Raw genomic sequence first — 19,605 nt, forward strand, 5'->3', positions numbered from 1 at the left:
AATCGTAGCCAAGAGCAATATTATGAAGATTATTGATAAATCTTTTGTACGCCCAATTCTTTAACAAAGCGATCAATAGGCGGTTTTTATATTAGTTGGATGACGTTATGAAAAAAATTGATCACTTAATTAGCCTGCTGCTCGATAAGCCGACGGAAACCGGTGTGTCGCGCAAAGAATTTTTAGCCGTCGCCAGCCGTAGTCTGGCCGTGGGAGTAGCCGGCGGACTAGCCGCATCCTGCAAAACCAGCCAGAACAGCATGGGCTCGTCGGGGACGTACACGTCGTCAAGCGGCAACGTACCAAAGCTGCCGGCCCAGTCGCCCCCGGCCAAAGTGCCCGAAAAAGTAACGGAGCCGATCAAACTCGAAGCCTGGAAGACCGACACCGAGCGCGAATCCGGCCCCACTCCCTCACCGACTCCCCCCGATCAGCGTATTGGCTACGCGCTGGTAGGCCTCGGCCACCTCACGCTCGAAGAACTGCTGCCAGCCTTCAGCGAATGCAAGAAATCGAAGGTGGTGGCGCTGGTGAGCGGTAGTCAGGACAAACTCCGGAAGGTGGCGCAGCAATATGGCATTAAACCGTCAAATCTGTATAGTTACGAGCAGTACGACCGGCTGAAAGACAACCCGGAGGTGCAGGCCATTTACATTGTGCTTCCCAACGGCATGCACGCCGAGTACACCATCCGGGGGGCGCAGGCCGGCAAACATATACTTTGCGAAAAACCGATGGCCAATACGTCGGCGGAGTGCCAGGCCATGATCGATGCCTGTCGGAAAGCCAACCGCAAACTAATGGTGGCCTACCGGATTCAGTACGAGCCGAACAACCGCATGATTCGGGAAATGATCCAATCAAAGCGATTCGGCACCACCAAATTCATCGAAGCATTCAACGTACAGAATTCGGCCAATCCGCAGCACTGGCGGCACATCAAAGCGCTGGCCGGGGGTGGTGCGCTGCCCGACATCGGCCTGTATTGCCTCAATACCATCCGCTACCTGCTGGGCGAAGAGCCTACCGAAGTATTCGGCTATCAGTACAGCACTCCCGGCGACCCGCGCTTCCGGGAAGTGGAAGAGCTGGTGAGCTGGCAGATGCGCTTTCCGAGCGGAGTGGTAGCCAACTGCGGCACCCACTACGGCGTTCACGAATCCCGCCGGTATCGCGTCATGGCCGAACAGGGTTGGATGGGACTCGATCCGGCTTTTGCTTACAGCGGCCTTCAACCGGAAATTTCGTATGCCGAAGGTCAGGTAGAGCACAAGGAATCGCCCAAAATTGCCGAAAAGAACCAGTTTGCCGCCGAGATCGACCATTTCTCGGATTGCATCATGCAGAACAAAACGCCATTTACGCCTGGCGAAGAAGGGTTGCAGGATCACAAAATTATGGAAGCCATCTATCAGTCGGCGCGGGATGGACGACCGGTTAAGCTGGCGGAGATAACCAAAAAAGACGCCTTCCGGGGCGACAAGCCGGAGATGCAGTGAGTCAACGTAGCGGATGGCCCACAGACCGAAGCAGCTTCGGTCTGTGGGCCTCCTGACGAACTAAGGTAGATTTAGTGGTCAGAGCCACTTTATCGGGTATAAACTGCCACTACGTTCATGCCCGTCAGCCGCCGTCAATTCCTCCAGCTTACCGTTGCCTCAGGGGTAGCCACCGCCTTCCGACCAATAGCCGGGCCAGGTGCCGCCCCATCCGTCTGCCTGTTTTCCAAACACTTGCAGTGGATACCGGAGTACAGTCAGTTGGGAACCACCGCGGCCGAACTGGGTTTTGATGGTCTGGACCTGACCGTTCGTAACAACGGCCATGTGCTCCCCGAGCGCGTCACGACAGACCTGCCCAAAGCCATCAAAGCCATTCAGGCGGCAGGGCTGCGGGTGCCGATGATGGCCACGGACATCAACCGCGCCGACGCCACCGCCGAACGGGTGTTATCCATCGCCAGAGAGCACGGTGTACAGCACTACCGGATGGGCTACTACCGCTACGACCTCAACCGACCCATTCAACCGCAGCTGGACGAGTTCAGACGACACCTGAGCGGGCTGGCTACGCTGAACGAACGCATCGGCATCCGGGCCAGCTACCAGAATCACTCGGGGAAAGGATACGTAGGCGGACCGGTCTGGGATCTGGCCTGGCTGCTGGATAGCGTGTCTCCGCAATGGGTTGGCTCGCAGTACGACGTTTTTCACGCTATGATCGAGGGACATAGCTCGTGGGAAGCCGGCTTACGGATGCTGGCTCCGCGCTTCTTTACGATCAACGCCAAAGATTTCCGCTGGGAGATGAAAGGCCGGACAACTGACCACCAAAGCTGTCCGCTGGGCGAAGGCGCGGTGAATTGGCCAGCCTACTTCAAAATGCTCAGCCAACTGAACGTAGCAGTACCTATCTCACTCCACGCCGAATATGCGCTGGGTGGGGCCGAAAACGGCGCCCGCCAGCTAAGCGTATCACCGGACGTAGTGAAAGCGGCCCTGAAGCGGGACGTAGAGCAGTTGAAAGGGTATCTTAAAGCCTGATCACTCCGCTCATAGCCGTTTTATCAGCTCCTTCACTTCGGCCACGGTGTAGGTATCATCGAGCCGATGCCTTTCGAAAACCATAAAATACCGGAACTGAGCGCCTGCCTTGTCGGCTCCCCTGCGAGCCAGACGGTTTTTGGCACCCCTATCGGAGTTGTCGAGGTCGTCGCCTTTGGCAATACAGACCGTTGATATGAGTTAGTTTATGCAGCAACCTGATCAAATTCGTGGCCTGCTACGTACTAAGACAGCAGTCTGTTGCCGCTTCGCACCGTCCATTATGACCGTCGGGGCCTGTAAATCAGAAGATGTTATTTTTAATGCGTTTTTAATTAGTTTTCGGCGTCAACGCTCTTTGCCAGACATAGTCGCACAACATTGAAACCGGGATTGGGTTATACTTAATGACTCGTAACGGCTGCTGCGTCCGTCCCGACTGGCCCGTTGAATTAAACCATCACTCGTATCAACTAATTTTTGTCAACGTGGAACTGTATCAACAGGTTTTCGAAAACAATCAGAAGTGGGTCAATTCCTGCGTGGAAAAAGACCCTGAGTACTTCACCCGCATGGCCAAAGGCCAAAGCCCGGAATTCCTGTACATCGGCTGCTCCGACAGCCGCGTACAGCCCGAAGATTTTATGAGCGTTGAACCCGGCCACATTTTCGTGCACCGGAATATCGCCAACGTGATTCCAAACAACGACATCAGCGCTATTTCGGTTATTCAGTACGCCGTTGAGCACCTCGGTGTCAAACACATCATTGTTTGCGGTCACTACGGCTGCGGTGGTGTTAAGGCGGCCGTATCGCACCAGGATTTCGGTAAGATCAACATCTGGCTCCGGAACATTCAGGACGTGTACCGCCTGCACCGGGAGGAGCTGAATCAGATCACCGACGAAGAAGCCCGTCACCGCCGGCTGGTCGACCTGAACGTACGGGAGCAGTGCCTGAACGTAATGAAGATGTCGTTCGTGCAGCACCGCTACTTCGAGACCCGCGATATTCAGATTCACGGCTGGGTCTACGACATCGAGAACGGGCTGGTGCATGACCTTCAGATCGATATGGAGTCCATGCTGAGCGACCTGGAGCTGTACCGGATTGACGAAACGCAGACTCATTAACACCGAAAAAGCCCCGGTTGAGCCGGGGCTTTTTCGTTACTGATATCCCCGTGCCTGCAGGCCAAACAACTCGGCGTAGCGGCCGTCCTGCTCCAGCAGTTCGTAGTGCGAACCGATTTCGAGGAGTCGCCCGCCTTCCAGCACCAGAATCCGGTCGGCCATGCGTACCGTACTGAAGCGGTGCGAAATGATCACCGACGACCGGCCTTCGGTCAGCTTGGCAAACCGCTGAAACACTTCGTACTCAGCGCGGGCGTCGAGAGCGGCCGTTGGCTCATCGAGAATGATCAACTGGGCATCGCGCATGTAGGCCCGGCCCAGTGCCACTTTCTGCCACTCCCCACCCGACAGTTCAACGCCTTTGTTGAAGCTCCGGCCCAATTGCTGTTCGTACCCGTCAGGCAGCTTGGCAATGACCGTATCGGCCAGACTCCGCTGCGCCGAGGTTTCGATGCGTGGCTGGTTGGTCCGCTCGTCGATGTCGCCCACGGCGATGTTGGTGCCCGCCGACATCTTGAAGCGCGTATAATCCTGAAAAATGACACCAATGTTTCGCCGAAGCTCATCCAGATCGTACTCTCGTAGATCGTGGCCATCGAGCAGGATACGCCCTTCGGCGGGGTCGTAGAGCCGGGCCAGGAGTTTGACGAGCGTCGTCTTACCGGCTCCGTTTTCGCCTACCAAAGCCAGCTTTTCGCCCGCCTGGAGGGTAAACGACAGGTTGCGCAAGGCCCAGCGGTCGGAGTTGGTGTATTTGAAACCGACGTTCTCAAAAACGAACCCTTCGCGGATCGGGCTTGGAAACGGCAGCGGTTTACGATCCACCTGCGAGTGAATCAGCGGCTTGATAGCAAAGTAATCGAACAGGTCCTGCAAATAAATAGCTTCCTGCGTCAGGCTGCTGAACTGAAGCAGAATCCCTTCGAGTGAGGCACGTACCTGTCGGAATGAACCGGCCAGAAACGTCAGGTCACCGAGCGAAATCTGGCCATTGACGGCCCGCGCCACAATCCAGACGTAAGCCCCATAGTAGCCCGCCGTACCGAGTCCGGTGAGCAGCACACCCCAGCCCGCCCGGCTGATGGCGAGTTGTTTGTTCTTCTGAAAGAATTCGTTCGACAACGTACGGAACCGATCAATGAGAAACCCCGACAGGCCAAAAATCTTGACCTCCTTGGCCGTTTCGTCCGACGCACCGACGTAGCGCAGGTAATCGAGTTCGCGCCGTTCGGGCGTCCAGCTCCGCGAGAGTGAATAGCTTCGCTGGTTGAAGTAGTTGTCGCCGATAAACGAGGGCGTAACGGCCACCAGAATCAGCAGGAGCAGCCCCGGGTTGTAAACGGCCAGACCAGCCGCCAGAAAGCCCACCGAAATCAGTTCCTGCACCTGCCCGAACACCCCCGACAGCAGTACCGTCCGGCCGGTGGTTTGTCGGCGGGCCCGTTCGAGTTTATCATAGAACGTAGCGTCTTCAAACTGTTCAAGGTCGAGGGTCGCTGCGTGTTCCATCAGCCGGACCGACGTGCGGTTGGCGAACAGATCGCCCAGCAGACCATCCAGCAGCGACACCGCCCGGCCGATTGCCATCGACAGGATTGCCAGGCCAAACTCAGCCGCCACGAGGGTCCAGAGATAGCTGGTATCATCAAATCCCGGCAGGCGGTTAAGCCGAACCACCTCGTCGATGATCAGCTTACCGACGTAGAGCGTAGCCGCCGGAATAGCGGCCCGAACCAGTCGCAACGCAGCATTGCCGATGAACAGCCCCGGCGAGGTTTCCCAGACCAGCCGGAAGAACGCCGGCAGGTTACCAAGGGCCGCAAACCGTTCGCGCCAGCTCAGTTCTTCCTTCGTATCGGTAGGCACCGCGCCGTTCGGTGGGGATGTGCCCATTCGACCAGCGGGTTGCGTAGATGTATTCTTTGCCATATACAAAGAAGACAAGGGTTACGAAAGATTAGTTCTCCGAAAGTGACTGTGTTTGAGCCGCAAGCAAGCAGTTACATTACTTAATAAATGCGAAACGACTATACTCATAGTTTTGACAGATTTCTTACCTTTCGTAAGCGTTCGCATCGGCACCGTTCTTAATCCTGACTCGCGTATGAACGATTTACTTCGCAGGCTGGGTAGCTTCCTGGCCGGTCCCCGTACAAAGTATAATCCGTTGCCCGGCATTCGGTACTTCTACGGCTCCTGGCAGGACGCTCTGAATGAAGCTGAACGACAGGGCAAGCCTGTTTTTGTTGATTTTGATACTGTTGGCTTCTACCCTCGCCAGGAAATTATCCGTGAAGCCTTTTCGGATACCTCACTGGCTGTCAAGTTCAATGCGGGCTTCGTCAACTACCGGGTCGATGCCCAGCAGGGCGAAGGACTAGCCATTGCCGAGCGTTACCGGGTGCTTTCCTATCCGGTTCCCACTTCTCTCTTTGTTTTGTGGGATGGTAGTGTGTTACATCGGGCGTCCGGTTATAAAGGGATAACGGGTCTGCTGGCCGAAGCCGATAAAGCCCTGGCCCTCGCCAACAAACCCAACCTACGGTCAACGCTAGAACAGACCTACCTGGCGGGCGAACGCGATTTGGTCTTTCTGGCGACCTACCTACAGGAGCGAGCCAATGCCGACATGCCTAGCCATGACGCCCTGACTACCTATCTGTCGCTCGTTCCGGAATTGGATTGGAACACGGATGAAACGGTAGCCCTAATCATCGGCAATTTGACAACGTATGACCAGCGCATCGTTGGCGTCTTGCTGCAAAAGCTTCGTCAACTCCGTGATTCAGACGATAATCCAGCCATTGTACTGCGAAACAAAGTCAGTGAACGCATCCGTCAACTAATCCGAAGCCGGTTTCACCAGGCAATTGCCGAGCATGATGAGCAGGAACTGACCGAGCTTATTGCTGACAACGAGCAGTTATTATATGCCGAGCGGGGCGACTCGCTGTCGAAACAGGAGGTGGATGAGATGACGAACGGGTATCGAAGACGGTTTTACGCCGAGACCAAAAACTTCAACCAATACCGTCCCTTGGCCGAAGCAGAAGCCTGGCGGTTGATGACCATCTCCAAGGAAGCGGTTCGGGAAAAAGACAAGGAAGCGTTTCGAAAATATCTGGAACGAAAAAATAAGCTGGATGAAACAGGCGACCGACCGGATTACTGGAAGTTTGCCGAAGCCATGAGCACCTTAGAATCGCAAGATACGGCGCGTCAGCTTAATCAACTGGTTCGCTACTACGAGGAGCATATGACCGACCCCGACGACCTGGAACAGGCGCTGGTATGGTCGGCCAGGGCGCTGGAATACGACCGCAGCCCCGGCTTTCTGCATACGCACGCCCGCCTGTTGATGAAACTCGGCCGAACGGCAGAAGCCGACCGTATGCTCCATGAAATGTCGAGTCAACAGACGCCCGGTACCCGCGTAGTACACGCTGTGATAAAGAAGCTTAAAGATTATGAGCGATGACCTCGCTGCCCATGTTCTCTGCTACCTTTTCACGACGGAATCCGCCTTAAACTTACAGGGTATACAACGATTTGAGTCGACCTTAAAATCCGCTCAAATTGTTTAAGACAGTCTGAATACTGCGAAAGATTTAGGGAATTGGGTAGACTTGTGTTTATTCGGAAACGTTTCCGAATAAACCGATATCATTCATGAACGATACTAAGTTTGCCGATTATTTTGAGCGCCTGGCCTCGCGGGCTACGAAAGCCACCGGCTCGTCAACTGCATTCCTGCTTGCCCTGCTGACAGTTATTATCTGGCTCGTAACGGGACCACTCTTCAATTACTCAGACACCTGGCAACTGGTCATTAATACCGGAACGACCATAGTTACGTTTCTGATGGTATTTCTGATTCAGAAATCACAGAATAAGGATTCGCTGGCTATGCAGATCAAACTGAATGAGTTGCTCGCCGTGAACCGGAAAGCCAGTAACCGGCTCCTCAACGTCGAGGATCTGACCGAAGCCGACCTGCGGGCACTGCACGAGTTTTTCGGGCGGCTGGCCGAGAAAGCCAAAAACGAAGACAGCCTGTCGGAGTCGCATTCGGTCGAGGAAGCGGAAGAAATTCACCAGGAGAAGCTGGAAGAGAAACGGGATCGGCACAAATCCAAAAAAAACAATTCGCATACCGAGTCCTCAACCAATGGGTAAGGCCATAAGTTAACCGGTGACTACCTACCTTTGGTCTATGAAGCGACTTGCCCTGATGTTCTGTCTCCTGCTGAATTCTGGTCACGCCAGCGAATCAGTCGGCATCCAGTTTTTCAATGGATCGTGGAACGCGGCCCTGGCCGAAGCCCGTCGCCAGCACAAACCCCTGTTTGTCGACTTTCACACGCACTGGTGCCTGCCCTGCCATAAGATGGCCCGGGAAGCGTTTCCGAATCCGACCGTTGGCGAAAAATTCAATACGACCTTCATCAACTACCAGGTAGATGCTGAGATCGGCGAGGGACCGGAACTGGCCCGGCGCTTTGGAGTCAGAAGCTACCCCACGGCACTGTACCTGACCGCCGACGGCGGACTGGTCCACCGGGCGGTCGGATACGCGGGCGTCAATGCCATGCTGACGCAGGTCGATCAGGTGCTGCGGATGCCCGCCATGCGGAAGTTTATACGCAAGCAACGACGGCAGGGTGTTAATCTGAACGACGGATCAAATTAGAATCCAACTTTCAGCGTTTCCATCCGTTCGCCCGAGACGGTCTGCTCTTCGATATTGAAAATATCGGCCAGGGTCATCGGCTCGTTCGTGCGGTGTTCTATACCGAGGTGAGCCAGCAGCATATTCGCCTTATCGGCCGCCAGTTTCCCGAACGCATAATCGACCATCAGGCGCCCTTTGCGGAGCAGCGCCTTGTCGAGCAGGTGTTTACTGGCGTTGAACGTAGCGATCACCTGAATGTGCATGCAATCGGCGAGCAGGCCGTCCGTCAGGTTCAGGATATTCGACACGCTGTTGGTATCGCCACCGGCTTCGCGGGCCTGTAAGATCCGCTCGGCATCTTCGATGATCAGCACGGAGTCCTTGTTGTCCAGCAGAAACGGAATGATCTCAGGCGAGGTCAGGTAGTTGGTCATGTAGGGCGGCAGAATCAGCATATCCTTCCTGACCAGCGAACTAAGGTACTTGATGTAGGTAGTCTTGCCGGTTCCGGGTTCGCCATGTAGCAGAATCAGCCCCTTGCTTTTAGGTTGCGCCAGCAGCGACACCAGCCGCTCGTGAACGGGCGGGAAGTCGTCGTTATAGTGCAGATCCAGATCAATATCGGGCGGCAGGATTTCCACCCGTTCGGTATGCAAACCACCCAGACCACTCTGAATCAGATAGATGTGCGTCTGGTTCTCTTCGTGTACATATTTGTGTTCCTGCACACCATCCAGCAGTGCCCGCGCCGTCGTTTCGTCGCGGAAATAGCCATGCAACCGAAAAAAGCGATCCCCCACAAATTCGGCCTTTAAAACTACTCCGTCATCGTGTTGATAAATGCGCTCGATAATATGCCAGCCCTCGTCGTTGACCCGGGATGAGTGATTGATCGGCAGAAAGCCACGGCCTTCCAGCAATTCCCGGGCCGATGGTCTGAAGTCGTCGTTGAAGTGCAGGTAATTCGGATAGACGCCAAACGTCTGAACGAAATGCGGAGCCAGCGGAAACTCCCGATCCAGATCGCTGGGGATATACAGGTTTTGAATCGTATGCTGATTCTGCGTACGACTACTGGCCGTCAGGTAGCGAAAAGGATCTTGTCCGGAATGCTCAGCGTGAGGTTTCAAGTAATGTCAGGTTACAATTTATCGTACCAAGTTATCCATAAAACGATAAAATGCCTAATTATGACTGACATCCGGCTGCGTCAGTACGAAAATCGCAGGGCGTTGGGTGAAAACCGGAACATGAACTCATGCGTACTGTTCTGAGAGTACGTACTGAAGGGGTTTTCGGGGGTCTGCGAGTAGAACAGGTACCCCACCCGGATCGATGACCCCAGTTGCAGTTCGGCGGTTGCGTGGACGTAGCTCGTCTGGATCAGGCCGGGCGTCTTGTACCGGTAGGCCAGCCCAAGCCCAAACCGCTCGTTGATCCACGCCTTGGCGTTTACGTCGACCCCGAGCGGGCGACCGCTGATTGCCGATACCAGCACCGACGGGATGAGTACTACGTTCTCGGCAACGGCCGTTTTTACCCCCGCCTGGAACATAATCGGCCGGACGCTCTGGTACAGAAACCGGTTCGACAGGTTCAGTGCCTTACCGATAAGTTCGGGAGCCGAGATACCGCCGAAATACCGATCCGACTGGTAATACACCCCAACGCTCAGGCTGCCAACGGCGCGGTTCAGGCTGGATGCACTCGTGAAATCATAGATGGGCAGCACACTCACGCCCCCCTGCACGCCAACGGATAGTTTGGCCAGGGCGGGCATGTTGAACCGATACGCAACGCTGCCGTACGCGCCCGTTGCCTGAAACAGCCCCATCCGGTCGTTGAGGGCCTGAAAGCCCAGCCCGATGGTGCCGTTCGCGATGGCGCCATCGGCCGCAACGCTCTGGGTAATGGGGGCATTGCGCAGGCCAATCCATTTACGCCGGAGCAGCGCCGTCAGGTGAAACGACTCCCGGCTACCCGCCGTAGCCGGATTGATACCCAGCGGATTGACCAGGTACTGCGAGTACAAAACTTCTTTCTGAGCAACGACAGAACCGGTTGCGAGGATCGAGATACTGCCGCCGAGCAGGCAAGCGAACAGAGCTTTTCCGATTGGATGCATACTAAGCCGGGGAACAGGCCGCCAAATTGTAGGCTTTTGGGGTAAAAACCTAATCCAATGTAAGGTTATCCATTCATTTGTTACGTGCGCTGGTCCGCCTGACTCTGCGATGAGCCTTGTCGGTCATACTCTGAACGAAACGTTCATTTACGACTGAATCACCCGTTTATACAACTGGTTAGCCCAAAGCTTCCGTTCGTTCAATAATATGGTGAGCTGATCCGCCAAGACACTACTTTCGAGGGCAATTAGCACATACAACAAATCCTTCTGAACACCATGAAAAATCAATCTTCCTCCCCTGACCGTGTTTATCAGCCTTGGTTTTCCACTGTTTATCAGCCAACAAACGCCCTGACAACGTGGGTGGCGTTCCGTACAGCCTAGCCTGAATAAGAGTATGGAAGCAACGACACACATTGTCCTGCTGGGAGCCGGCTATGTATCCGTAAACGCGTATCGGTCGCTGGCTAAAGCACTCAGACGACAGCTTAAGACGGGTTCCGTAGCCATAACGGTCATTGATCCGCTGGGTTACCATGCGCATCAGGGCTGGACGAGCGAAACGCTGACGGGTATCATTCAGGCTTCTCACCAACGGACTCAACTTACCGACATCATGCCGCAGGCCCGGCTGCTGCTGGGCAAGGCGGATTACATCGACATTGACGACAAGCGCATCTATGTTCACCTGAACGACGGCACCACGCAGTGGGTACCTTACGATCACCTGGTACTCGGAATCGGCGCTTACGACAAACTGGCGCTGACCGGAAGCCAGCAGTATGGCTATCAGGTGAAGGGGCATCAGGCTCTGCTGCGAACTATGGAACGTATCCAGGAACTCGTCTGGCTGGCTTCGACCGAAAGCCCGGCAATGGCCCAACGGCTGCTGACCTTTACGGTAGTCGGCGGAGGGTTTACGGGCGTAGAGATCGCTACCAACCTGGCTGAATACGTCCGCCTGGTGCAGAAACAATACCCTTCGCTACGGGATGCTAACGCCCGAGTCCGACTGATTCACAGCACGAAACATATACTACCTGGTCTCCAGCTTCGCTTTGATCGGCTGGTTCGTTACGCCGAGCGCCAGATCAGACAATACGGTATTGAGGTCATTCCTCAGCGTCGGGTTGTTGAGCTTACGGAAATGGGTGTCAGGCTTGATGACCAATCGTTCTACGAAAGTGGACTGGTCATCACTGCGGTGGGACAAATGCGAAAGGTGCTGCCCGGCACGGAACCGTTCACCCATGATGCCCAGAAACGGGTATATCTCAACAAGTTCTTACAGGTAAAAGGGCAAACAGATGTCTGGGGTGGCGGAGATGCCTGCCGGGTCGAGCACCCGATTCGCCCCGGCGCCTGCCCGTCGAATGCCTTATGGGCAATTCAGCACGGCGTACACATCGGCCGGAACATTGCCCGGACCATCTGCCATAAACCCCTGAAACCGCTTACATATCCGGGCTTAGGACAGGCTGCCAGTCTAGGACTTGGTAAGGGTGTTGCCGAACTGTGCGGCATTCAGTTTACGGGCACCCTGGCGTGGATCATGCGCTGGTTTGTCTTCCATTCGTTCATGCCGTCCCGCCGAACCATGTTCGCCTGTATGAGTGACTGGTTTTATCTGTTACGTACCCAACGCCGGAAAGCCTTACAGCGGCATTCTGTCGAAGCGGGTAAACCGGACTTGCCGGTAGAACAGGCCTCATGGGTAACCTATACCACCGCCTGATTGCTCCGCTTGCTACGTAATGGCGGTTGAGCAGCAGGTTTTTCCCCCTCGATACCCCCCGACGAATCACAGCGACATCCCTACCGCTGTGATTCGTCATTTTGCCCGATCGGGATTCGATTACTACGCTTTTTCACCAGAGCCTCAACGGTTTATGACCGATAGCCGACAACTCGTTCTGGCTTTGACGCGCTTCGAGTCATTTTATTTGGCGTTCCTTTCCGGGCCGTACACCTTTGACGAGATAATCAGAACCATCCGTCACTGGAAAACCATGAAAAAAGCAGGCGTACTCATTTTGTTGCTGGTTAGCGCGCTTTCCGGCTACCCGCAGTCCAGAAAGATTTTGATTGTATCGACCAATGTTGATTCGGTTGGCAGTAAAAAGAGCGGCACATTTCTGATGGAAATCGCGCTGCCATTCAGTGTCTTTCAGAAGAACGGCTATTCGGTGGATATTGTAACGCCCAAAGGCGGTCCGGCGGCCATCTATCAGAGCAGTAAGACCTGGGACGAACTGACGCAGGCGCAGACTAACCCCGCCTACCTGGCGGCCGTTGCCAATACGTACCCGCCCGAAAAAATTCAGCCGTCGGCTTATGCGGCCGTTTACTACCCAGGTGGTCATGGCCAGTTCTTCGATGTGCTGAGCGACGAACGTATCGCCAGACTAGCGGCAGCCATCTACGAAAATGGCGGAGTTGTCGGCTCAGCAGGGCATGGAACGGCCTCGCTCGTTAACATTCAGTTGCGCGATGGTCAGTATTTTGTGAAGGATAAAACCATAACCTGCTTCCCAACCTGGGCCGAAAAAGCCTACATGGATATTTCCCAATATGGGAAACTGCTGCCGCTGGACATGCAGCAGGTCTTAACCCGTCGGGGGGCCAATCTGGTCGTCAGTACGCAGGCAACGAAAGATGATCAGCATCTGACGCACGTTATTGACGCCCGGCATCGGGTTGTGACCGGTACGTTTGCTTCATCGGCCAAGTGGGTAGCTGAAGAAATGCTCAAACTCATCGCTGGCAGTACGAGGTAAGCCGACTCCTCTGCACAGCTAAACAACACATCTTAATGAAACCTTCCACCTGGATCAGCGGCCTGACGATCACCGCCCTTTGCATGGGTTGTTCGTCAGTTGAGCAAGCTGATCAGAACAGCGCCCAAACTACCCACCGGGATACCGTGCTCATCGATGCCGATCGACTGGAGCAGGGCCGGCTATTTGAACCCGTCCGGAACCCATTCACGCGCGACGATGCCGCTAAGTTAGTCGGCGCCGATCGGTTTCGTACAAAACCGATACGCTGGCTACTACCGAAAACGCTTACCTCGTGCTGGTCGGCCGGCTGTATGCCAACGAAACCATTGGCTGGCTGATGACCATCGACCGGACCAACCGGCAGCTCATTGACCAACAGGTTGTTTATTACGATAACGCCGAAGGTATCAGCCAGATTGAGGGTATGTGGTTACCCCGGCAGCAGCAGGCGATCGTACAGACCATCACCTACGACGAGACGGGCACTGAACAGGCCAAACGCGTTACGTATACGGTCCAGCCCGACGGCGAACTGACGCTACTTAACTAATCTGCACCATGACTGACACTATCATTTCACCTAATCAAGCGTACACGGTTGAGTTCAGCAGCTACGAAGTACGCATGAGCCACTGGATTAACCAGCCTTACCTGATCCGGGTTGCCGACAAGCAAACGCTGTTTTCGCTGGCGGGCGATGGATGGTCAGCCTTTACCACAAAATGGGTCGACGAGGCAACTGTTGAGATGGAGGTTGCCAGATATCCGGGGCGTGTATCGTGCACGCTGCGGCTGAATGCGGCTGCCGGCACGGGCACTGCGGCAGGGCCGACTGGTTCGTTTTCAGGTACCCTTACTGATGTACAGCGCTGGGTACTGAGCCTGTAAACTCGTCGATCATTAACCAGTCAGTCTACACGCTATATGAAACTATATACCCTGAATCTCTACGCCATCGGCCTGGTTTTCGGGGCCTGGCTGCTGACCCACCTTGGCTACAGGTTTCTGCCGCCTTCCTGGGATTCAGCCCCTTTTTACACAGGCCTCCTGGTTTATCTGCTGGCCTATCTGGTTATGGGCTGGTCGGCTATCCGGGCCGTCGGGCTGGCGATACGTGGGAACGCACCCTGGGGGAAAAGTCTGCTCCTGGTAGCGGCTACACTTGTGCAATCCTACATCACACTGTTTGGGTTCCTACTGATCTTGGCCGAAGCGTACACTGACTACCCTAAGCATTGAGCTATGCACAACACAACCTACACAACCATTTATGATCTTACGTCTCAATCGGCCATAAGCTGGCGTTCGCTGGTGTTGCCGTTTGGGCTGGCCGTGGCCGCTACGGTCTGCGCTTACTACGCCCGGTCGAGCTTCAGCCGCTTCGGACTTCTGGGCTTTGCCATCATTGCCGTTCTGGTGGCCGTCGTTATTCCGGCCTGGGATTACTATCAGTTGAGCCGGCAAAAACCGCGTATGGTAGAGGGGCCGGTTGCAGACTATCAGGAAAAAGAATGGACCGAACGATACGACGGAAAAAACCACCACTACAGCTACGAGGGCTTCTGGGTAAACACGATTGCATTCAGCTATTTCCGGAACGTCGAGATGGCCGGTTTCACCAACACCGAACCCGTTCAATACCCCATCCGCGACGGATTGCCTGTCAGGATTCATTACATTCCCGAACGGCAGCTTACGGACGGTTCCGTTACCAATCGAATTGTTAAACTGGAAGTAGCCGAACCACACCCTACCCTTCAGTCGCTGCGTTAAACCAAAAGCCGAGGGGGGAGTTGCGACGACCCGCAACTCCCCCCTCGGCTCTATTACCCAGGTTACGCTTTTTCGAGCATAGCCTGCACCAGGGTCTGGTAACAGGCTTCCCAGGCCTGCCGTACCTCATTGTTCCACTGGCTTCCCAACCCCTGTTCGAGGGTCCAGAGCAGCGTGTCTCCCACGGCCGGATAATGTTCCGGTTTAACCCCATACCGCTCATGCCGCTGCGCAAGCTGGGCGATTTCGCCCATTACCTCCTCCGGTCGGTCGATACGCCCTACGATCAGGCTCAGCATATCGACAAACTTGTGATACTGGTTTGTCATCGGCTCCCGGAACATCGGCCGAACGGATGGGTATATCAGAAACAGCCGCCGGTAGAATACATCCCCCAGCAACTGCGGGTCAACGTCGCGCAGCAGTTTCCACGTTCGTTTTACGATACTTATTTCCTGGTGTGTCACAGCAGTATTATCTCATAGTTCAGGTCAAAGAACGAGCGAATGCAGGGGTTCACCAAACATTTCGGCATGGGAGGCTACTTTCGGCGCTTCAACCGTTACCTGGGGCTAACCAACTGCAAAGCGTTTCGGTTGCCGTACGGCGTCCCGGCTGTTACTCCCGGTTAACCGGATGTTATGCGTCATTCATTAGCCAGTTTAAACAATTCATCGCCAAATAGTTGCGAAAACGGGCAATAAATCTCAAAATTTATGTAGCCATTCACGAAGGCGCAACGAACATCCAGCCATGAACGCCCTGATCATTGAAGACGAAAAATTAGTAGCCCTCGAACTGGCCTCCAGCATCGCCGAAGTGGACCCCGCCCTGAACATCATCGGCACGGTTGGCAGCGTCAAAACGGCCATTCGCTGGTTCTCGGAGAATGCCGAACCCGACATCATCTTCGCCGATGTGCAGCTATCCGATGGCGTGAGCTTCCGGATTTTTGAGCAGTTCACGTTATCCTGCCCGATTATTTTCACCACCGCCTACAACGAGTACGCCATTCAGGCCTTCAAGGTCAACGGGATCGACTACCTGCTGAAACCCGTCGACTGGGACGAACTGAAGCAAGCCATCTCGAAAGCGCAATCGGTGATCAAGGCTAAATCGAACCAGGCGTTCGACGTTCAGAAGCTGCTCGACTCGCTGAATATGCCCATTACGGCCAAAACAACGTATAAAGAACATTTTCTGGGAAACGCCCGCAATAGCTGGGTACCCATTCGGGTGGCCGACATTGCTTACTTCACCCGCGACCAGCTTAATTTCATGGTCACGAACGGGAACGAGCGCTACATTGTCGACTACGACACCCTCGATGAAATTGAGGAACTGCTCGACCCCAACCAGTTTTACCGCGCCAACCGCCACTGCATCGTTAACATCAACGCGGTTCAGAGCGTGAAAGGGCTCGCCAACCTCAAGCTAAGTGTCCGGCTGAAGTCGCCCAACCATCAGTTCGATATCGAAATCAGCCGCGACAAAGCGCCGTCCTTCAAAAAATGGCTGGAAAAGTAAGTCTCTGGCGTTGGCTGGTGTGTCTGGGATGGTATTTGGGTGTACTCAACGACCTACAGGCCCAGAGCCGTCCCGGTCAGTTCGAGTTCCGCCACATTCAGGAGGAACACGGCTTGTCGTCGAATACCATTACCAGTTTTCACCAGGATCAGGACGGATTTCTGTGGATCGGCACCATCGATGGCCTGAATCGGTACGACGGCCATCATTTCGTTGTATTCAAGAGCAACCGAAAAGATTCTACCTCACTCCTGCACAACACCATCTATGACCTGTGCGAAGACCAGAACGGCAACATCTGGGCCAGTACGGAAGTAGGCATCAGCCAATACAACAAAGCCACCGGGCGATTTCATAACATCAGGTTCGTGAACGGCCGCCGACTGGGCTGGTGCACTAACGTCCTTTGCGATCGCCAGGGCGATGTATGGTTCACCAGCTACTACGCCGGTTTATTTCGTTACGTCGTCAGGACCGGTCAGATTCAGTTCTTTCCTTTTAATCCGGCCGATACCCCGCAAACAATCTCAAGCCGTATTTCCCTGCAAAGTCTGATCGAAGACCCCGACCACAAGGGCCTCTGGGTTGGCGATAAAAAACAAGGGCTGCAGTATTTCGACAGCAGTCGCGGGCGATTCGGGCAGCCCCCCGCGAAACACCCGCAACTGGAGACCTACAAGCAGCACTACGTAACGGCCCTGACCCTGGACGACCACCGGCTGATTTTCGGCGATGCTACCGACGAGCGCGTAGTGGTGTATGACCTGAAGCAGCAACAGCTGGTTAAAGCCTTTCCACTCATCAGCAAAAAAGACCGCGACCCCTTTGATCTGCCTACCATCTTCGCCGACCGCAAGCACAACCTCTGGATTAGTTCATCGAGCTATCTGATGTTCTTTGCCGAAGCCAGTACCTACCGGGTCACCGAGTTTTTCCATGACGAAGCCAGCCCATCCTCCGTGGCCGGAAGCCTGTTTTTTGCGGCCTGGCAACACCCTGATGGTCCCGTCTGGCTTGGAACAGTCAACGGGATTTCTCACACGAATCTGGAACGCAGCTTCTATACGACGCACAATCTGGCTCAGCAGTTTCCGGCCCTGTCGGACCACTACGGAATTACGTCTTTTTCGGAAGACCCCGATGGCTCGTGGTGGCTGGGTACCTCCCGGCAGGACCTGCTCCATTATCATCCCGAAACCGGCCGGCTGGAAACGTACCGGCTGCCCAACCAGACCGCGCATTCGATCGGCGGCATTTTCGCCCACGAGGGGCTTCTCTATATGGGCATGGAAACCGGGCTGACGACGTTTAACCCGCAAACGAAGCAGTTTGCCACCGTACCGTTTCCTGATCCACTCCGGGCAGATCTGCCCAAAATAGGGCACATTGTCAAACGGCGCGATCAGCTATGGCTAACGGGAGCCAGCAAACAGGTGTGGTGTTACACGATCCCCACCCGGCAGTGGCACCGCTACGCAATTATCTCCTCATCGGAGGACCCGAAATTCCGGGTGCGGTTGTCGCTGGTTGATCAGCGGGGCGATTTGTGGCTGGAGATATACCCGGAAGGTTTTTTTCGTTTTTCACAGAAAACCGGTCAGTTCATCCGGGATCAGCGACCGATGGACGACGAGTACAGCCTGACGCTCACGTCGTTCAATCAGGACAAGCGGGGGAACTTCTGGCTGAGCAGCATCGGGCAGGGTCTGATTCGCTACAATCCTTACCAGAAACAATACACCTACTGGAACGAAAGCGACGGACTGAACTCGGCCCGGATCTGGGCCGCCATGCCCGATCAGCGCGGGAATATCTGGACAGCGGCCTACAACAAATTTTCGGTTTATTCCCCGAACGACGATTCGTTTTTCAATTTCTTCATCCCGTTCAATCAGGCCAGTCCAGAATACGTTAATTACCTGTTTCCGCTCCGGAATGGCCATATACTTGCGGCCATGAAAACCTACGTGCTCGAATTTGCCCCCGAAAAACTATCGCGCACCCCGGTAAGTAAATCCAGCAATGTGTTGATTAACGCGGTTGAAACCGGCGATACGACGCATCTGATCCACCGGGGGGTGCGACACATCCGGGTTAGTGCCGACGCCAAGGATTTCACGGTTTACTTCGCGACCCTCGTTTCAGCTGAGAACGCCATAATCCGTTATAAATACCAGCTTGAAGGATTCGACGCGTCGCCTAAGATCACGTCGCAGACGTACGCCGTCTACAATAAGATGCCCGGCGGTGATTACCTCTTTACCGTCAGGGGCGTAACACCCGATGGCACCGAAACGGTGGTCCGTTCGCTGACCGTTCACATTGACTCCTACGTGTACGAATCGAAATGGTTCTGGGCGTGCATCGGCCTGATCCTGCTCGGTCTGCTGCTTGGTTTTATGTGGTACCGGTCCGATCAGACAAACCAACTCCACCAGCTACAGGTGCAGGCCACCCGCCTGGAGCGCGATAAAACCGAGATTCAGTACCAGAACCTGATTAATCACCTCAATCCGCATTTTCTGTTCAATAGCCTGACCTCGCTCAACAGCCTGATCATGGCCAATCCCCGCGAGGCCTCGAAGTTTCTGCGTAAACTCTCGATTATTTACCGCTACATCCTCCAGAACAAGGACAAGGAACTCGTTACGCTGGGCGACGAACTGACCTTCGTGCAGAATTATATCGATCTGCAGCAGGCCCGATTCGGAACGGACCTGCAGATTACGGTTGACGTTTCGCCTGACTGCCTGACGCAGCTCATCGTTCCGGTTACGATCCAGAACCTGCTCGAAAACGCAATCAAGCACAATACCATGGACGAAGAAAGTCCGCTCCGGATTCGAATTTATACCGTCAATAATGCGCTGGTTGTGGCGAATAACCTCCAGAAGAAAGTATTCGTTGAAACGTCGAACAAACAGGGACTGGCCAGCCTTCGGTCGCTGTATCACTACTTGAGCCGACGCGCGATCGACATTACCGAAACCGATACGCATTTCATGGTCAGTGTCCCGTTGCTGTAACCCACCGGCCTACAGCAACGGGA

19 protein-coding genes are annotated in these 19,605 nt (G+C 54.7%); 15 read left to right on the forward strand and 4 right to left on the reverse strand.

Annotated features, from left to right (window positions below; all coding sequences use genetic code 11):
* Positions 1-107: 107 nt before the first annotated feature.
* The 3 genes from DYU11_RS26870 (at position 108) to DYU11_RS26880 (ending at position 3,676) form a co-directional block, all read left to right on the forward strand.
* Positions 108-1,499: a Gfo/Idh/MocA family protein gene (locus tag DYU11_RS26870; protein WP_119670858.1), complete on the forward strand. Its 1,392-nt coding sequence runs from the start codon at positions 108-110 to the stop codon at positions 1,497-1,499.
* Between the two features lie 117 nt (positions 1,500-1,616).
* On the forward strand, positions 1,617-2,543 hold the full coding sequence (locus DYU11_RS26875) for a sugar phosphate isomerase/epimerase family protein (protein ID WP_119670821.1): 927 nt from the start codon (positions 1,617-1,619) through the stop codon (positions 2,541-2,543).
* Between the two features lie 488 nt (positions 2,544-3,031).
* Positions 3,032-3,676, forward strand: a complete 645-nt coding sequence (locus DYU11_RS26880; protein ID WP_119670859.1) for a carbonic anhydrase — start codon at positions 3,032-3,034, stop codon at positions 3,674-3,676.
* A 36-nt stretch (positions 3,677-3,712) separates the two neighbouring features.
* Here DYU11_RS26880 and DYU11_RS26885 read toward each other — a convergent pair whose 3' ends face one another.
* Complete coding sequence (locus tag DYU11_RS26885; protein WP_119670822.1) at positions 3,713-5,569, reverse strand: ABC transporter ATP-binding protein; 1,857 nt, start codon at positions 5,567-5,569, stop codon at positions 3,713-3,715.
* A gap of 211 nt (positions 5,570-5,780) precedes the next feature.
* Here DYU11_RS26885 and DYU11_RS26890 point away from each other — a divergent pair, with 211 nt between their 5' ends.
* From DYU11_RS26890 to DYU11_RS26900, 3 genes are all read left to right on the forward strand, one after another.
* A complete protein-coding gene (locus DYU11_RS26890) occupies positions 5,781-7,154 on the forward strand; it encodes a thioredoxin domain-containing protein (RefSeq protein WP_119670823.1) in 1,374 nt (457 codons plus the stop codon).
* A 191-nt stretch (positions 7,155-7,345) separates the two neighbouring features.
* Positions 7,346-7,852 carry a low affinity iron permease family protein gene (locus tag DYU11_RS26895; protein ID WP_119670824.1) on the forward strand — a complete coding sequence of 169 codons (507 nt, stop codon included), beginning with the start codon at positions 7,346-7,348 and terminating at the stop codon, positions 7,850-7,852.
* A gap of 37 nt (positions 7,853-7,889) precedes the next feature.
* Positions 7,890-8,366: a thioredoxin family protein gene (locus DYU11_RS26900; RefSeq protein WP_119670825.1), complete on the forward strand. Its 477-nt coding sequence runs from the start codon at positions 7,890-7,892 to the stop codon at positions 8,364-8,366.
* On the opposite strand, the gene DYU11_RS26905 is transcribed toward DYU11_RS26900, so the two are convergent.
* Both DYU11_RS26905 and DYU11_RS26910 read right to left on the reverse strand, forming a co-directional pair.
* Positions 8,363-9,478, reverse strand: a complete 1,116-nt coding sequence (locus DYU11_RS26905; RefSeq protein WP_119670826.1) for an AAA family ATPase — start codon at positions 9,476-9,478, stop codon at positions 8,363-8,365. The genes DYU11_RS26900 and DYU11_RS26905 overlap by 4 nt on opposite strands.
* A gap of 80 nt (positions 9,479-9,558) precedes the next feature.
* The gene (locus DYU11_RS26910) at positions 9,559-10,473 is read right to left on the reverse strand and encodes a PorP/SprF family type IX secretion system membrane protein (protein WP_119670827.1); all 915 of its coding nucleotides are present in this window, start codon (positions 10,471-10,473) and stop codon (positions 9,559-9,561) included.
* Between the two features lie 400 nt (positions 10,474-10,873).
* On the opposite strand from DYU11_RS26910, the gene DYU11_RS26915 reads away from it, so the two are divergent.
* The 7 genes from DYU11_RS26915 (at position 10,874) to DYU11_RS26945 (ending at position 15,029) form a co-directional block, all read left to right on the forward strand.
* The gene (locus DYU11_RS26915) at positions 10,874-12,211 is read left to right on the forward strand and encodes an NAD(P)/FAD-dependent oxidoreductase (protein ID WP_119670828.1); all 1,338 of its coding nucleotides are present in this window, start codon (positions 10,874-10,876) and stop codon (positions 12,209-12,211) included.
* Between the two features lie 88 nt (positions 12,212-12,299).
* Positions 12,300-13,253: a type 1 glutamine amidotransferase domain-containing protein gene (locus tag DYU11_RS26920; protein ID WP_158600372.1), complete on the forward strand. Its 954-nt coding sequence runs from the start codon at positions 12,300-12,302 to the stop codon at positions 13,251-13,253.
* A 35-nt stretch (positions 13,254-13,288) separates the two neighbouring features.
* Positions 13,289-13,594, forward strand: coding sequence for a hypothetical protein (locus tag DYU11_RS26925; RefSeq protein WP_119670830.1), 306 nt, complete (start codon positions 13,289-13,291; stop codon positions 13,592-13,594).
* Positions 13,549-13,806, forward strand: coding sequence for a hypothetical protein (locus DYU11_RS26930; protein WP_119670831.1), 258 nt, complete (start codon positions 13,549-13,551; stop codon positions 13,804-13,806). Before DYU11_RS26925 ends, DYU11_RS26930 begins: the two co-directional genes overlap by 46 nt.
* Positions 13,807-13,814: 8 nt before the next feature.
* On the forward strand, positions 13,815-14,144 hold the full coding sequence (locus DYU11_RS26935; protein ID WP_119670832.1) for a hypothetical protein: 330 nt from the start codon (positions 13,815-13,817) through the stop codon (positions 14,142-14,144).
* Positions 14,145-14,180: 36 nt separating this feature from the next.
* Positions 14,181-14,495 (forward strand): hypothetical protein, encoded by a 315-nt coding sequence (locus DYU11_RS26940; protein ID WP_119670833.1) that lies wholly within the window; start codon positions 14,181-14,183, stop codon positions 14,493-14,495.
* A 3-nt stretch (positions 14,496-14,498) separates the two neighbouring features.
* Positions 14,499-15,029 carry a hypothetical protein gene (locus DYU11_RS26945; protein WP_119670834.1) on the forward strand — a complete coding sequence of 177 codons (531 nt, stop codon included), beginning with the start codon at positions 14,499-14,501 and terminating at the stop codon, positions 15,027-15,029.
* A gap of 62 nt (positions 15,030-15,091) precedes the next feature.
* Here DYU11_RS26945 and DYU11_RS26950 read toward each other — a convergent pair whose 3' ends face one another.
* Positions 15,092-15,496, reverse strand: a complete 405-nt coding sequence (locus tag DYU11_RS26950; RefSeq protein WP_119670835.1) for a globin domain-containing protein — start codon at positions 15,494-15,496, stop codon at positions 15,092-15,094.
* 286 nt (positions 15,497-15,782) lie between these two features.
* On the opposite strand from DYU11_RS26950, the gene DYU11_RS26955 reads away from it, so the two are divergent.
* Together DYU11_RS26955 and DYU11_RS26960 are read left to right on the forward strand one after the other, a co-directional pair.
* Complete coding sequence (locus tag DYU11_RS26955) at positions 15,783-16,556, forward strand: LytR/AlgR family response regulator transcription factor (protein ID WP_119670836.1); 774 nt, start codon at positions 15,783-15,785, stop codon at positions 16,554-16,556.
* Positions 16,541-19,582, forward strand: a complete 3,042-nt coding sequence (locus DYU11_RS26960) for a ligand-binding sensor domain-containing protein (RefSeq protein WP_119670837.1) — start codon at positions 16,541-16,543, stop codon at positions 19,580-19,582. The genes DYU11_RS26955 and DYU11_RS26960 overlap by 16 nt, the downstream gene beginning before the upstream one ends.
* The last annotated feature ends 23 nt before the right edge of the window (positions 19,583-19,605 follow it).

Source organism: Fibrisoma montanum, assembly GCF_003583365.1.
Classification (GTDB): domain Bacteria; phylum Bacteroidota; class Bacteroidia; order Cytophagales; family Spirosomataceae; genus Fibrisoma; species Fibrisoma montanum.